Origin of the sequence: Streptomyces vinaceus, from assembly GCF_008704935.1 — a bacterium.
Taxonomy (GTDB): Bacteria; Actinomycetota; Actinomycetes; order Streptomycetales; family Streptomycetaceae; genus Streptomyces; species Streptomyces vinaceus.
In genome coordinates, this window is record NZ_CP023692.1 from 2671788 (window position 1) to 2687571 (window position 15784).

Below are 15784 nucleotides of genomic sequence, written 5' to 3' on the forward strand. Positions count from 1 at the left end.
GCCTACGAGCCTAACTGCCGGGGTGCTGGTCACTGTCCGTGTCCGTTTTGCCTTGGAGGATCCGCTCAAGACGGTCCCGGCCGGGCAGGTCGCGAGGGCGGATCACGCGGCCGGAGCGGACGTGGAGGAAGGCGGCGGTGACCCGGTCGAGGGGCGTGCCGGTGGCTTCCGCCCAGGCGAGGCGGTACACGGCGAGCTGGAGCGGGTCGGCTTCGGTGGTGCGGCCGGTCTTCCAGTCGACGATCTCGTACGAGCCGTCCTCGCCGCGGTACACGGCGTCGATCCGGCCGCGGATGACGCGGCCGGCGAGCGTGAGCTGGACGGGCGCCTCCATCCGGTACGGGGTGCGGTCGGCGTACTCGCTGCGCTCGAAGGCCGCCTTGAGGGAGTCGAGGTCGGCCTCGTCGACGATGTCCTGGTCGGAGCCGGGCAGCTCGGTCGCGGGGTCGAGGACGTCGAGGAGCGGCAGCGGGAGCTCGTCGAAGCGGGACTCGACCCAGGCGTGGAAGCGCGTGCCCTGGCGCGCCGCGGGCTGCGGGGGCTTGGGCATGGGGCGGGCGAGGTCGCGTGCGAAGCCCTCCTCGTCGGCGGCGAGGCGCAGGAGCTGGCTGGCGGAGAGGGCGGCCGGCAGCTCGACGTCGCGCACGGCGACGCGGGCCCGCAGGAGCTCGCCCTCCAGCGCTTCGAGGTCCCGGTCCCAGGACGCGACGGCGCGGGCCTCTTCGGGGGTGAGGCCGCTGCGGGCGCCCGTACGGGGGGTGCGGGGCCGGTCGCCGGGCGGCGGACCGGGGCGGTGGCCGGCGCCGCCGTCGTACGGGGCGGGGACCCCGGGCGGCGGGGTCGGGCCGGACGCCGGCTCCTCGGCCCGGGGGTCCCCGGCCGTCGGGCCGGGCGTCGGCTCCTCGGCCCAGGGGTCCTCGGGCCACGGGTCCTCGCCCCACGGGTCCTCGGCCCAGGGCTCCTCGGCCCGGAGGCCTTCACCGGTGCGGGGGTGCGGGACGGTCGCCGCGTCCGCCGCCCAGAGGTCGCCTCCGTCCGGCTCCTCGGCGTACGACGGGTCCTCGCAGTGCGGGGGCCAGAGGTAGGCCTCCGGGGCCGGGGCCGGCCCGGGAGCGGCCAGGTGGGCTTCGACGAGGGCCGCCGCCTCGCGGCGCAGCCGGAGGGATTCCGGGTCCAGGGGCAGGGGCCAGGACCGGTCCGGGGTGGACTCCGTGGCGAGGGACGGGTTCTCCGCGTCGGCGTCCGGCTCGGGCGCCCAGACCTCGATCTCCCCGTTGCCCGCCGCGCAGTGGTCGTGGAGGGAGGTCAGGAACGGCGACGGACCCCGGCGCCTCTTCTGCGTCGGGCCCCACCAGTGCCCCGACGCCAGCAGGAGCGTGCGGGGGCGGGTGAACGTCACGTAGCCCAGGCGGAGTTCCTCCACCGCCTTGTGCTCCTTCAGGGCGGACTTGAACGCCTTCAGGCCCGCCGAGGTCCACGCCGGGTCGTCCGGGAGGGTCGCCGCGTCACCGCGCAGTCCGTACGGCAGGACCTTCGCGTACGAGGTCCACGGCTCCGGGGCCTTCTCCTTCGGGAACGAGCCGGCGCACAGGTCCGGGACCACCACCACGTCCCACTCCAGCCCCTTGGACTTGTGGGCGGTGAGCACCTTCACCGTGTTCTCCCCGCCGGGCAGCGCGTGGTCCAGGCCCTTCTCGTACTGGACCGCCGTGCGCAGGAAACCGAGGAAGGCCAGCAAGGACGCCTCCCCGTCCAGGGAGGCGAAGCCGGCCGCCACGTCCAGGAAGCCGGACAGCGATTCGCGGCGCCGGGCCGCCAGCGCGTGCGGCGAGGCCGACAGCTCCACCTCCAGGCCGGTCGCGGCCAGCACCCGGTGCAGTACGTCCATCAGCGGGTCCGCGAGCGAACGCCGCAGGTCGCGCAGTTCCTGGGCCAGGTGCGCGAAGCGGACCCGGGCCTCGGGGGAGAACGGGAGGTCGTCGGAGGCGGCCGCGGAACCGTCGAGGAACGTCTCCAGCGCGTCCGCCAGGGAGACGACCTCCGCCGGGTCCACGCCCTCCACCGCCGCCGCGAGCCGCTCGTCCGGATCCACCTCGCCCGGCGTACGGCCGATCAGCTGCCGTGCCCGGCGCCCCAGCAGGGCCAGGTCGCGCGCGCCGATCCGCCATCGCGGGCCGATGAGCAGCCGGACCAGCGAGGCGTTGGCCCCCGGGTCCTGGAGCACCTCGCACACCGCGACCAGGTCCGCGACCTCCGGCAGGTGCAGCAGTCCGGACAGCCCGACGACCTCCACCGGCACGTCCCGGGCCACCAGGACGGCCTGGATCTGCGCGAAGTCCCGGGCCGACCGGCACAGCACCGCGATCTCGCGCGGCTCGGTCCCCGTACGGACCAGGTGCGCGACCGAGTCCGCCAGCCACTCCAGCTCCTCGGCGTGGGTGTCCAGCAGCGCGCAGCGCACGGAGCCGGCCCGCTCCTCCCCCGGCGCCGCCCGCAGGGCCTCGACGCCCTCGTGCATCGAGCGCAGCGGCGCGGCCAGCTCGTTGGCCAGGTCGAGGAGGCGGCCGCCGCTGCGCCGGTTCTCGCTCAGCGAGAACCGCGTCGCCGGGCGCCCGTCGGCGTGCGGGAAGTGCTCGGGGAAGTCGTCCAGGTTGGCCACGGACGCGCCGCGCCAGCCGTAGATCGCCTGGCAGGGGTCGCCGACGGCGGTCACCGCGTGTCCGCTGCCCCCGCCGAACAGGCCGGACAGCAGCAGCCGCTGGGCCACCGAGGTGTCCTGGTACTCGTCGAGCAGGACCACCTTGAACTCCTCGCGCAGCAGCTCCCCCACCTCGGGCCGGGTGGTGGCGAGCTGCGCGGAGAGGGCTATCTGGTCGCTGAAGTCGAGCAGGTCGCGGGAGCGTTTGGCGGTGCGGTAGCGCTCGGTCAGCTCCAGCAGTTCGAGGCGGCCGCGCACGGCCTCGGGGACCTTGCGCAGGTCTTCGTTGGTGAGCTTGGCGCCCGCGAGGGTGTCGAGGAGCTCCGTGTCGTACGCGCGCAGCTCGGCCGGGGTCACCAGGTGCTCGGAGAGTTCCCCGTCGAGCGCGAGCAGGTCGCTGACCAGGTCGGGGACGGATTTGGTGAGCGCCGGGTACGGGCCGGGCGCCTCGCGGAGCACGCGCGCGGCCAGCTGGAAGCGGGTGGCGTCGGCGAGGAGGCGGGCGCTGGGCTCCAGCCCGATGCGCAGGCCGTGGTCGGCCAGGAGCTGGCCGGCGAAGGCGTGGTACGTGGAGATGCGCGGCTCGCCGCCGGCCGCGTCGGCCTCGGTCGGCGAAGGGTCCGGGTCCGTGATGCCGGCCCGCGCCAGGGCCTTGCGCACGCGCTCCGCGAGCTCGGCGGCGGCCTTGTTGGTGAACGTCAGGCCGAGGACCTGCTCGGGGGCGACCGCTCCGGTGCCGACCAGCCAGACGACGCGGGCGGCCATGACGGTGGTCTTGCCGGAGCCGGCGCCGGCCACGATGACCTGGGGGGCGGCGGGGGCGGTGATGCAGGCCAGCTGTTCGGGCGTGAAGGGGATGCCGAGGAGCTCCTTGAGCTGCTCGGGGTCGGTGAGGACGGACGGACGCGCGGACACGTGAAGAGGCTAACCCGACCCACCGACACTCCCGGCCGCCGTCTCACCGTCCGGTCGGTCGGTGGCCGGCGAGCGGAACGGCTCACTCCACGGTCTGGCGGCCCTCCGGCCGGGCGCTGCACGAGCTGCGGAACGAACAGTGGTCGCAGTGCTTGCCGGTGGCGGGCGCGAAGCGCTCGTCCAGGACCCGGCCGGCCGCGGTGGCGAGGAGGTCGCCGACCCATTCGCCCTCCAGCGGCCGCTGCGCCTGGATCCTGGGCACCGCGTCCCCGCCGTCCCGCTGGGGCGCTCCCTGGCGCAGCTGCACCAGCTCGGCGCCGCCCGCCTCGGGGCGGACCCCGTCGAAGACCTCGTCGACGGCGCCTTCGCGTACGGCCAGCTGGTACACGGCGAGCTGGGGGTGGCGCGCGACCTCGTCCTTCGTCGGGGCGCCCTTGCCGGTCTTGAAGTCGACGACGTACGCGCGGCCCTGCGGGTCGGCCTCGACGCGGTCCATGGAGCCGCGGATGCGGACGGCGTACTCGCCCGCTTCGAGGGTGACGTCGAAGTCGTGCTCGGTGGCCACGACCTCCCGGCCGCCGCGGTCGGTGGTGTGCCAGCGCAGGAAGCGCTCCAGTGCGGCGCGGGCGTTGTCCTTCTCCTGGCGGGACTTCCAGGGTGCGTCGAAGGCGAGCGCGTCCCAGACGGAGTCGAGGCGTTCCATCAGGACGGCGAGGTCGGCGGGGGTGCGGCCGGAGGCGACCTCGTCGGCGAGGACGTGGACGACGTTGCCGAAGCCCTGGGCGGCGGTGGAAGGCGCGTCGGCCTTGACCTCGCGGCCGAGGAACCACTGGAGGGAGCAGGTGTTGGCGAGCTGGTCCAGGGCGGAGCCGGAGAGGGCGACGGGCCGGTCGCGGTCGCGGAGCGGGACGCCGCTGCGGGTGGGCTCGTACAGCCCCCACCAGCGCTGCGGGTGGGCGGCGGGGACCAGGGGGCGGTCGTCCTCGTCGGTGAGCGCGGCGAGGCGGGCCAGGCGCCGGGCGGCGGCATCGCGCAGGGCGGGCGAGGCGTCGGGGTCGACGGTGGTGGCGCGCAGTTCGGCGACGAGCGCGGGGACGGCGAGGGGGCGGCGGGGGCGGCCGGTGACGTCCTTGGGGGTGACCCCGAGCTCGGTGAGGAACCGGGAGGGCTGGTCGCCGTCCTCGGCGGTGGCCTTGACGGCGGTGACGACGAGCCGCTCGCGGGCGCGGGTGGCGGCGACGTAGAAGAGCCGCCTCTCCTCCGCCAGGAGGGCGCCGGAGGGGAGTGGTTCGGCGAGGCCGTCCCGGCCGATGCGGTCGGCTTCCAGGAGGGAGCCGCGGCGGCGCAGGTCGGGCCAGAGCCCCTCCTGTACGCCGGCGACGACGACGAGGCGCCACTCCAGCCCCTTGGAGCGGTGGGCGGTCATGAGGCGGACGGCGTCGGTACGGGTGGCCTTGCCGGTCAGGGTGTCCCCGGCGATGTCCTCGGCTTCGAGCTGTTCGAGGAAGTTGAGGGCGCCGCGGCCGCCGGTGCGGTCCTCGGCGCGGGCGGCGGTGTCGAAGAGCGCGCAGACGGCGTCGAGGTCGCGGTCGGCGTTGCGGCCGCCCGCGCCGCCGCGGCGGGCCTGGCGCTCCAGGCGGTCGGGCCAGGAGGTGCCCTCCCACAGCGTCCACAGGGCCTCTTCGGCGGTGCCGCCGCCCTGGAGGAGCTCGCGGGCCTTGCGCAGGAGCATGCCCAGGCGCTGCGCTCCGCGGGCGTAGGCGGGGTCGTGGGCGGTGAGCCGTTCGGGCTCGGCGAGGGCGCGGGCGAGCAGGACGTCGGAGGGGGCGGGCACCTTGACGCCGGCGGCCCGCTCCTCGTCGCGCAGGGCGCGCCCGAGCCGCCGCAGGTCGGCTGCGTCCATGCCGCCGAGCGGCGAGCCGAGCAGCGTGAGCGCCGCCTCGACGCCGATCCACCCCGCGTCGTGCCGGTCGCCTGCGGCGGGCCCGGCCGCGGGCTCGGACTCGGGGCCGGGCTCGGCCTCGGGGCCGGGCTCGGCCTCGGACGTGGGCTCGGACACGAGCGCGGGCTCGGACTCGGTGACGGACGCGGGCTCGGTGACGGACGCGCGCTCGGGCTCGGTGACGGACGCGCGCTCGGCCTCGGTGACGGACGCGGGCTCGGACTCGGGCTCGGAAGCGAGCACGGACCCGGGCTCGGGGGCCGGGGCCGGGGCTTCTGCGGGCGGGGCCGGGGCCGGGGTGGCGGCGGTGCGCAGGGCCGTCAGGAGGGGGGCCGTCGCCGGTTCGTGGCGCAGGGGGGTGTCCGTACCGTCCGTCTCCGCCGGGACTCCCGCCGCGATCAGGGCCCGGCGCATCGCCGGGAGGGTGCGGCCGCCGGAGCGGACCAGGACGGCCATGTCCCGCCACGGCACGCCGTCCTCAAGGTGCGCCCGGCGCAGGATGTCGGCGATGTTGTCGAGCTCGGACCCGGCCGTGGGGTACGTGAACACCTCGACCCCGCCGCCCTCCCGGACCGGGGTCAGCCCGCGGTGGGCGCGGACCGCCTCGGCGGGCAGGCGGGGGACCGGCATGCGGGTGGTCAGGAGGCGGGTCGCCGCCAGGAGGTTCGCCCCCGAGCGGCGGCCCACGGTCAGGGCCCGCACCCGCGCGCCGGGGAAGGAGCCCTCGAAGTCCAGGATGTTGTTGATGTCGGCGCCGCGGAAGGCGTAGATCGACTGGTCCGGATCGCCGAAGGCGACCAGCGTGCCCGCAGGTCCCGCCAGGGCCCGCAGCAGCCGCAGCTGGGAGGCGTCCGTGTCCTGGTACTCGTCCACGTAGATCACGTCGTAGGACAGGGAGAGGGCCGGGGTGCGCTCCGCGAGGAGGACCGCCCGGTGGACGAGCTCGGCGTAGTCCAGCGTGCCCTGCATGTCCAGGACGTCCAGGTACTCCGACAGGAAGGCGGCCGCCGCCTTCCAGTCGGGGCGGCCCAGCCGGGTCGCGAACGCGTCGAGCGCCGACGGGCCGAGGCCCAGCTCGCGGGCGCGGGCGAGCACGGCGCGGACCTCGTCCGCGAAACCGCGCGTGGTGAGCGCGGCCCGCAGGTCGTCCGGCCAGCGGATGGAGCGGATCTGGCGCTGGCCGTCCAGGAGGGTGCGGACCATGACGTCCTGCTCGGGGCCGGACAGCAGCCGCAGCGGATCCGCGAACAGGTCGGTGTCCTGGTGGGCGCGGACCAGTCCGTAGCAGAAGGAGTGGAAGGTGGTGGCCTGCGGGGCGCGCGCCCCGCCGAGCCGCAGGGCGGCCCGGTCGCGCAGTTCCACGGCCGCCTTGCGGCTGAAGGTGAGGATGAGGATCCGGGCCGGGTCCACCCCCGCCTCGACCCGGGCGGCGGCCGCCTCGACCAGCGTGGTCGTCTTCCCGGTGCCCGGTCCGGCCAGGACGAGGAGCGGGCCGCCGGTGTGATCAACCACCGCGCGCTGCGCTGCGTCCAGAACAGGGGGATCCACCCGCTGCGGCCCGGTGCGCACGAGGCGGTACGCGTCAGGGGTCCGCGTACGCCGCCGCTCGGAGCGGTCGGATGGAGAGGTGATCACGTGGGGTGCCGGTCCAGGTCCTGGTGGGTCTGCGGTTGCCGCGGCCGCGACGGATGCCGCGCTCGCCGCCGCACCTGCCGAAGCCGAAGGGGCAACGCTACGGCAACCGCCGGGTCCGGCGCAGTTCCCCGAGGTCGCGGCCGGGGGCCCGCGGGACGTCGCCCGTACGGGCGCTCGACCGCCCGTCCCGGCCCCGCATGGCCGAAGCTGTCAGATGTGACCCTCGTCCCGTGCGGCGCGCTCCTCCCGCCCGTCCCAGCGCGCCCGCGGCATGTTCAGCCGGGCCTCGCCGCCGGCGGTCAGCCGCAGCGGTGTGGCCTCCGCGCGGTAGTGCTCCAGGGCCCGGAGCTCACTGCCGGGCAGCGGCCGGCCGTCCGCCCGGACCACGCGCCACCAGGGCACGGCTCCCCCGTACAGGGCCATCACGCGCCCGACTTGGCGGGGTCCGCCCTCGCCGAGCCACTCGGCGACGTCCCCGTACGTCATCACCCGGCCGGGCGGAATCCGCTCGGCCGCCTCCAGCACCCGCTCCGCGTACTCGGGCAGCTCTCCGCTCATTCCGCCCATGGTGCCGTACATCACGGACCGGTTCCCGGAAGGTTTCCTTCCGTACCGGCGCGCACCCTGATGCCCCGCCCGCACGTCGGTCCGTGCCACCATCTTCCGGGCGGTGACTGGTGATACGTGATCAAGAAGAGACGGAAGTGACGACGAAGGAGCAGGGTGTGAGCCCTCCGGACGGCGCGGCCGAAGACGACGGCACGCGCCCAGACCCGTACCCCGGGACCACGCCCGGGGCCGGAGGCGCACCCGAACCCGAACCCGGGTCCCGGACCGGGGCCGCCGGCGGACCCCGGGCCCGCGCCGGGTCCGCGGGCGCGAACGCGGGCGCGGCCAAGACCCCCGAGGGGCCCGAGCCCGGGTCCGCAGCCGCCGGGAAGCACGGTCACGCCTCCGCCTCCGCCGATCAGGTCGAGGTCGACGAACCGCTGCTCGCCGCCCGCGTGCACCGTCCCTCCGACCTCGTACGCCTGCTCGTCGGCGTCCTCGGCATCGCCGTCGTCCTCGCCATCGCCGCCTTCGCCCACCGCACCACCGCCGGCCTCGAAGCCGACATCTCCCAGGGCACCGGCGCCGCCCCCGATCTGCTGATCAAGGTCGCCGGACTGGTGTCCAGCATCGCCGTGCTGCTCGTACCCGTGGCCTTCGCCATCGAGCGGCTGATCAAGCGGGACGGGCTGCGCATCGCCGACGGTGTGCTCGCCGCCGTGCTCGCGCACGGCGTGACGCTGGCCACCGACCTGTGGGTGTCCCAGGCCGCCTCCGGCACCATCCAGGAGGCCCTCACCCGTCAGACCACCGTCGGCGGCCCGCTCACCGATCCGGTGCACGGCTACCTCGCGCCGGTCATCGCGTACATGACCGCCGTCGGCATGACCCGCAGGCCGCGCTGGCGGGTCGCGCTGTGGGTGGTCCTGCTGCTGGACGCCTTCGCGATGCTGGTCAGCGGGTACACCACCCCGTTCTCGATCATGCTGACCGTGCTGATCGGCTGGAGCGTCGCGTACGGGACCCTGTACGCCGTCGGCTCGCCGAACGTCCGCCCCACCGGACAGACCCTCCTCGCCGGCCTGCGCCGGGTCGGCTTCAAGCCGGTCAGCGCCATGCGCGCGGAGCTCCCGGACGGGGCCGACCCCTCGGAGGTCAGCGACCGCGGCCGGCGCTACCACGTCACCCTGGAGGACGGCCCGCCGCTCGACGTCACGGTCGTCGACCGCGAGCAGCAGGCGCACGGGTTCTTCTACCGGGTCTGGCGCCGGCTCACCCTGCGCGGCATCACGACGCGGCGCAGCCTCCAGTCGCTGCGCCAGGCGCTGGAGCAGGAGGCGCTGCTCGCGTACGCGGCCATCGCGGCCGGGGCGAACGCGCCGAAGCTGATCGCCACCTCCGAGCTCGGCCCGGACGCCGTGATGCTCGTGTACGAGCACCTGGACGGCCGGCCCCTCGACGCGCTCTCCGACGAGGAGATCACCGACGACCTGACCCTCAACACGTGGAAGCAGGTACGGGCCCTGCAGTCGCGGCGGATCGCCCACCGGCGGCTGACCGGCGACGCGATCGTGGTGGATCGTTCCGGCACGGTGGTCCTCACCGACCTGCGCGGCGGCGAGATCGCGGCCGGGGACCTGGTGCTCCGCATGGACATCGCGCAGCTGCTGACCACGCTCGGCCTGCGGATCGGCGCGGAGCGCTCGGTGGCCTCGGCGGTGTCGGTGCTCGGCCCGGACGCGGTGGCGGACTGTCTGCCGCTGCTCCAGCCGATCGCGCTGAGCCGCTCCACGCGGGCGACGCTGCGCCGGCTGGCCCGGGAGCGGGCCGACCGGCAGCGGGAGGCCGTACTGGAGTCCTCGCGGGCGGCGAAGGCGGCGCGCGAGGCAGCCGCGGAGGAGGCGAAGCCGGGCCGGGAGGCGGGGAAGGCCGGCAAGGCCGGGGCCAAGGCGTCGGCGGCCACGGCCGCGGAGAAGAAGGCCGAGAAGAAGGCGCTGGACGACGCCCTCGACGGGGCCCGCGAGGAGGATCTGCTGAGCCAGATCCGCCAGCAGGTGCTGCTGATCCGCCCGCAGGCGCCGGTGGAGCCGGCCCGGCTGGAGCGGATCCGGCCGCGCACGCTGGTGTCGTTCATCGCGGGCGCGTTCGGTGCGTACTTCCTGCTCACGCAGCTGGCGCACGTGGACTTCGCGACGATCGTCGGCGAGGCGCAGTGGGGCTGGGTGGGGGCCGCGCTGGCCTTCTCGGCGCTGACCTACTTCGCGGCGGCGATGAGCCTGCTGGGCTTCGTGCCCGAGCGGGTGTCCTTCCTGCGGACGGTGGTCGCGCAGGTCGCGGGGTCGTTCGTGAAGCTGGTGGCGCCGGCGGCGGTCGGCGGTGTCGCGCTGAACACCCGCTTCCTGCAGCGGGCCGGGATCCGGCCGGGGCTGGCGGTGGCGAGCGTGGGTGCCTCGCAGCTGTTCGGTCTGGCGAGCCACGTCCTGCTGCTGCTGGCCTTCGGCTATCTGACGGGCACCGAGAAGACCCCGGAGATGACCCCCTCCCGTACGGTCATCGCGGGTCTGCTGACGGTGGCGGTACTGGTCCTCGTGGTGACGGCCGTGCCGTTCCTGCGGAAGTTCGTGGCGACACGGGTGCGGGCGCTGTTCGCCGGTGTCGTGCCGCGCATGCTGGACGTGCTCCAGCGGCCGCAGAAGCTGATGACGGGCATCGGCGGCATGCTGCTGCTCACCGGCTGCTTCGTGATGTGCCTGGACGCGTCGATCCGGGCGTTCGGCGGCGGCCAGGCCATCAGCTACGCGAGCATCGCGGTGGTCTTCCTCGCGGGCAACGCGCTGGGCTCGGCGGCGCCGACGCCGGGCGGTATCGGCGCGGTGGAGACCACGCTGACGCTGGGTCTGATCGCGGCGGGGCTGGAGAAGGAGGTCGCCATCTCGGCGGTCCTGCTGTTCCGCCTGATGACGTTCTGGCTGCCGGTGCTGCCGGGCTGGCTGTCGTTCAACTACCTGACCCGTAAGGAAGCGATCTAGGAAGCTCCCGGCCCTTGCCGGGCATCCCAGTCCCTCGGCCGGGGCCCGGTCCCTCAGGTATCTCGGTGCGCTGCCCTCCGACGGCGTCAGGGATGACTGCCTGGCCGCCCTGGAGAGCTTCCGACTCGTTGCATCCGAGCGCTGAGACCAGCCTTACCCGAACGGGTCAGCGCGGGGGCGGGGTGGGGGTGGGGGTCGCAGGATGGGGGCATGGGTCGAAACTTGGTGCGGGGTGCCGTGGCCGTCGTCGTCGCCGTCGGGCTGGCCGGGGTCAGCGGCTGTTCCGACGGTGGCGAGGGCAAGCCCGAGGCCGGGGGGACTCCCGGGGCCGCGCCCCTCAAGTGGGGGGAGTGCGAGGCTCCGGACGTCGCCGAAGGCGGCGGGCAGGCGCCGCCCAAGGACTGGGAGTGCGCCACGCTCCACGTCCCCCTCGACTACGCCAAGCCCGAGGGCGAGACGATCCCCCTCGCGCTGATCCGGGCCAAGGCCCGGGACAAGAACAAGCGGCTCGGCTCCCTCGTGTTCAACTTCGGCGGGCCCGGCGGGTCCGGGATCAGCACGCTGCCCGGCGCCGCGAAGGAGTACGAGGCCCTGCGGGAGCGGTACGACCTCGTGAGCTTCGACCCGCGCGGCGTGGGGAGCAGCGCCCCCGTCCTGTGCGAGGACGACAAGCAGCTCGACGCCTACTACGCGCAGGACTCCTCGCCCGAGACGCCCCAGGAGGAAAAGGCCTTCCTCGGGAACCTCGAAAAGTACAAGAACGCCTGCAAGGACAGGTCCGGGCACCTGCTGCCCTACGTCGGCACCGAGAACGCCGCCCGCGACCTCGACCGGATCCGCCAGGCCCTCGGCGACGAGAAGCTGAACTACTTCGGGATCTCCTACGGCACCGAGCTCGGCGGGGTCTACGCCCACCTCTTCCCCAAGAACGTCGGCCGGGCCGTCTTCGACGCCGTCGTCGATCCCACCCAGAACTCCGAGGAGGGCGCGCTCGGCCAGGCCAAGGGGTTCCAGCTCGCCCTCGGCAACTTCGCGCAGGATTGCGTGAACCGGGGCGACGAGTGCCGGCTCCAGGGCAGCACCGCCAAGGAGATCGAGAACAACATCATCAAGCTCCAGAAGAGCCTGGCCGGCAAGCCGATCCCCGGCATCGGCGGCCGGATGCTCACCGACTCCGCCGCCACGAACGGCATCGCCCAGGCCCTGTACTCGCAGGAGCTGTGGCCGCTGCTGGAGCAGGGGCTCGACGAGGCCGAGGGCGGGCAGGGGCAGTTGCTGATGGCGTTGTCCGACGCGCTCAACGGCCGTGACCAGCAAGGGCGCTACAGCAACATCGGCGCGGCCAACACGGCGATCAACTGCGCCGACTCCAAGGGCCGGTACACGCTGGCGCAGACGAAGGAGAAGCTGCCCGCCTTCCGCGCGGCCTCCCCCGTCTTCGGGGACTTCCTCGGCTGGGCCATGATGAGTTGCACCGACTGGCCCGTCGCGGGCACCTGGGACACCCCGGACGTCTCCGCTCCCGGATCGGCGCCCATCCTGGTGATCGGCAACACCGGCGACCCCGCCACCCCGTACGAGGGCGCCCGCAAGATGGTCGAGCGGCTCGGGCCGGGCGTCGGCGTGGAGCTCACGTACAAGGGCGAGGGGCACGGCGCCTACAACAGCGGCGACAAGTGCGTGCAGGCCGCGGTGAACAGCTACCTGCTGGACGGGAAGGTGCCGCCCGCCAACACCGTCTGCACCAAGGCGCCCTCCAGCGAGGAGACCCCCGCCCCGGCCGCGGGATGAGGGTCTCCTGGACTGCTCGGTGCGCTCCGGTCTAGTAGACCGGCTTCTCGGGCTCGATCTGGTGGACCCAGCCGATCACGCCGCCGCCGACGTGGACGGCGTCGCTGAAGCCCGCGGACTTCAGGACCGCGAGGACTTCCGCACTGCGGACACCCGTCTTGCAGTGCAAGACGATGCGCTTGTCCTGCGGGAGGTCCTGGAGGGCGGTGCCCATCAGGAACTCGCCCTTGGGGATCAGCTTCGCGCCGGGGATCGAGACGATCTCGTACTCGTTGATCTCGCGGACGTCGATGATCTCGATCGGCTCCTCGTTGTCGATCCACTCCTTGAGCTGCTTGGGAGTGATCGTGGAGCCGAGCGCCGCCTCCTGGGCCTCCTCCGACACGACGCCGCAGAAGGCCTCGTAGTCGATGAGCTCGGTGACCGTCGCGTTCGGACCGCAGACCGCGCAGTCGGGGTCCTTGCGGACCTTGACCTGCCGGTACTGCATCTCCAGGGCGTCGTAGATCATCAGGCGGCCGACGAGCGGCTCGCCGACGCCGGTGAGGACCTTGATGGCCTCCGTCACCTGGATCGAGCCGATGGACGCGCAGAGCACGCCCAGCACGCCGCCCTCGGCGCAGCTCGGGACCATGCCCGGCGGCGGGGGCTCCGGGTACAGGCAGCGGTAGCACGGCCCGTGCTCGGACCAGAAGACCGAGGCCTGGCCGTCGAAGCGGTAGATCGAGCCCCACACGTACGGCTTGTTCAGCAGGACGCAGGCGTCGTTGACGAGGTAGCGCGTGGCGAAGTTGTCCGTGCCGTCGACGATGAGGTCGTACTGGCTGAAGATCTCCATCACGTTCTCGGCTTCGAGCCGCTCTTCGTGAAGGACCACGTTCACGTACGGGTTGATGCCCAGCACGCTGTCGCGCGCGGACTCGGCCTTGGAGCGGCCGATGTCCGACTGGCTGTGGATGATCTGGCGCTGGAGGTTCGACTCGTCGACCTCGTCGAACTCCACGATGCCCAGCGTGCCGACGCCGGCCGCGGCCAGGTACATGAGGGCGGGCGAGCCGAGGCCGCCCGCGCCCACGGCCAGCACCTTGGCGTTCTTCAGGCGCTTCTGGCCGTCCATCCCGACATCCGGGATGATCAGGTGGCGGGAGTACCGACGGACCTCGTCAACGGTGAGCTCAGCAGCTGGCTCGACCAGGGGTGGCAGCGACACGGGGACTCCGTAGATGGTTACGTCGTAACGGTGGTTCTCCCCGTAACACTGCCACGCCCTTCTTCATTCCGAGACACCCGGTCCGATCTGCGAGACGATTTCGTCCCAGTACGCGGGCATCGAGGCCCACGGATCGCGGCCTCCGCCGTCGCCCCGGTCGGTGAACCAGATCGTGCCGGCGCCCTGCCAGCGGGCGATCCGCACCGCCTCCTCCAGGTGCGAGCGCGGCACCCCGTGGACCAGGTGGCAGAAGCGCTCGGCCGGATACTCGGCGGTCCACTCCGCCACCTGCGACCAGCGGTAGTCGGCCCAGGCCCCGGAGAAGGTGACCAGCTGGTCGGCGGCTTCCGCGTAACCCTCGTACGGGTGCGTGCCGTGTCCCAGCACGATGTGCAGGTCCTCGCCGAGGCCGCGCAGGGTGTCCACGACCCGGCGCACCGCGGCCAGCTCGGTCCGGTCCGCCGGGGCCCCGGCCAGGTAGAACCCGCCGACCCGGTACCAGTCGAGGAAGCGGTGGGCGTCGGAGACCAGCTCGCCGAAGGAGCGGGCGCCGTCTCGCATCGCGAGATGGCCGAGCACGGCCCGGCCGGCTTCCCGCAGCTTGCCCGCGGCCTCGGTGCAGTGCGGGTCGGGCCGGCCTCCCGGCCCGTCCGTGACGTTGAGCACCGTCCAGTGCAGCGGGGTTCCGGGGCGGGTCAGCTCCGCCCATTCGACCGGTGCGAGCAGGGGGTGCGCGTACCCGGGGACGCCGAGGCCGAGGCGGCCCGCCTCGGTCGCGGCGGCCGCCGTGGCCGCGGTCGTCAGATGCGGCACGCCGCCTCCATCCAGATGTCCGCCAGGGACTCCTCCAGGCCGATCCGGGGCCGCCAGCCCAGCCGGTCGCGGGCCGTGCGCACGTCGGCCTGCTGCCAGGCGCCGCAGCCGTCCGGGTAGGGGTACGGGGGCGTCACGGCGCCGGAGGCGAGCTGCTCGGCCGTCGCCTCGGAGCGCGGGGAGCCGATGGCGGCGAGCGCCGGCCGGACGCCGCCCTGGTGACCGAGCCCGTGGCCGTGGCCGTGACCGCCGGCGGGACCGTGTCCCGGCCCGTGACCGTGCTGGCCCTGCTGCGGTACGTCCAGCTCGTGCAGGGCGCCTCCGTACCCGGCGACCCGGGCGAGCACCGCCGCCGCGTCGCGCAGCCGGACCGCGCGCCCGGTACCGATGTTGACGACGCCCTGGGCGGCGGAGAGCGAGGCGGCGTGCACGGCCCGCGCCACGTCCCGTACGTCCACGAAGTCGCGCTGGACTCCGAGGCCGCTGAGCTTGAGCTCGCCGTCCCCGTTCTGCATCGCGCGGCGCATCGCCTCGGCGAGCCGGCCGAGCGGGGATCCGGCGGGGGTGCCGGGCCCGACGGGCGAGAAGATCCGCAGGACGACGGCGTCCAGCCCCGACCCGAGCACCAGCTCGGTGGCGGCCAGCTTGCTGACGCCGTACGGGCCGCCCGGTCTCGGCACGGCGTCCTCGGCCGTGGAGGACCCGGGCTGGCTGGGCCCGTACTCGGCGGCGCAGCCGAGCTGGACGAGGCGGGCCCCGCAGCCGCTGCGGCGCAGGGATTCGCAGATGGTGGCCACGGCGACGGTGTTGTGCCGGGTCAGCTCCCGGGCCCCGCCGCGGGTGGCTCCGGCGCAGTTGATGACGACGCCCGGGTGGACGGCGTCGAGGAACCGGGTGAGGGCGCCGGGACTGCCGGTGGCGAGGTCGAAGCGGACGTCCGCGTCGTCGCCGCGGCCGAGCGCGGTGAGCTGGACGGCGGGGTCGGCGAGCAGCCGGTCGGCGACGTAGCGGCCGAGGTATCCGTTGGCTCCGATCAGCAGCACCCTCATCGCGCGGCCCCTTGGTTGGTTGGCTGGCCGGTCATCCTGTGTCTCCTTGGTCGATGGGCGGGGGGTCGGGGGTAAGGGGGGCAGGGACAGGGGGCGGGTACAGCGCCTCGGCGGCCGCTCCGAAGAGCCGCGGCGGACGGGCAGGGGCCGGCC

8 protein-coding genes are annotated in these 15784 nt (G+C 74.3%); 2 read left to right on the top strand and 6 right to left on the bottom strand.

Annotation, left to right across the window (positions count from 1 at the left end):
- Window positions 1-10: 10 nt before the first annotated feature.
- From CP980_RS11690 to CP980_RS11700, 3 genes are all read right to left on the bottom strand, one after another.
- Complete coding sequence (locus tag CP980_RS11690; protein ID WP_150528123.1) at window positions 11-3613, bottom strand: ATP-dependent helicase; 3603 nt, start codon at window positions 3611-3613, stop codon at window positions 11-13.
- An 82-nt stretch (window positions 3614-3695) separates the two neighbouring features.
- Window positions 3696-7187, bottom strand: coding sequence for a UvrD-helicase domain-containing protein (locus tag CP980_RS11695; protein ID WP_308439344.1), 3492 nt, complete (start codon window positions 7185-7187; stop codon window positions 3696-3698).
- A 213-nt stretch (window positions 7188-7400) separates the two neighbouring features.
- Window positions 7401-7757, bottom strand: a complete 357-nt coding sequence (locus tag CP980_RS11700; RefSeq protein ID WP_280116532.1) for an MGMT family protein — start codon at window positions 7755-7757, stop codon at window positions 7401-7403.
- Between the two features lie 110 nt (window positions 7758-7867).
- Between CP980_RS11700 and CP980_RS11705 the strand changes: the two genes are divergently transcribed.
- Both CP980_RS11705 and CP980_RS11710 read left to right on the top strand, forming a co-directional pair.
- Window positions 7868-10768 carry a lysylphosphatidylglycerol synthase transmembrane domain-containing protein gene (locus tag CP980_RS11705; protein ID WP_229906932.1) on the top strand — a complete coding sequence of 967 codons (2901 nt, stop codon included), beginning with the start codon at window positions 7868-7870 and terminating at the stop codon, window positions 10766-10768.
- 210 nt (window positions 10769-10978) lie between these two features.
- Window positions 10979-12559, top strand: coding sequence for an alpha/beta hydrolase (locus tag CP980_RS11710; RefSeq protein WP_132756580.1), 1581 nt, complete (start codon window positions 10979-10981; stop codon window positions 12557-12559).
- A gap of 31 nt (window positions 12560-12590) precedes the next feature.
- On the opposite strand, the gene moeZ is transcribed toward CP980_RS11710, so the two are convergent.
- The 3 genes from moeZ to CP980_RS11725 form a co-directional block, all read right to left on the bottom strand.
- A complete protein-coding gene (moeZ, locus tag CP980_RS11715; RefSeq protein ID WP_132756579.1) occupies window positions 12591-13769 on the bottom strand; it encodes an adenylyltransferase/sulfurtransferase MoeZ in 1179 nt (392 codons plus the stop codon).
- Between the two features lie 63 nt (window positions 13770-13832).
- The gene (locus CP980_RS11720) at window positions 13833-14582 is read right to left on the bottom strand and encodes a spherulation-specific family 4 protein (RefSeq protein WP_150528126.1); all 750 of its coding nucleotides are present in this window, start codon (window positions 14580-14582) and stop codon (window positions 13833-13835) included.
- Entirely contained in the window at window positions 14570-15631 is a 1062-nt protein-coding gene (locus CP980_RS11725; protein ID WP_132756575.1) for an SDR family oxidoreductase, read from the bottom strand. Before CP980_RS11725 ends, CP980_RS11720 begins: the two co-directional genes overlap by 13 nt.
- Window positions 15632-15784: the final 153 nt, after the last annotated feature.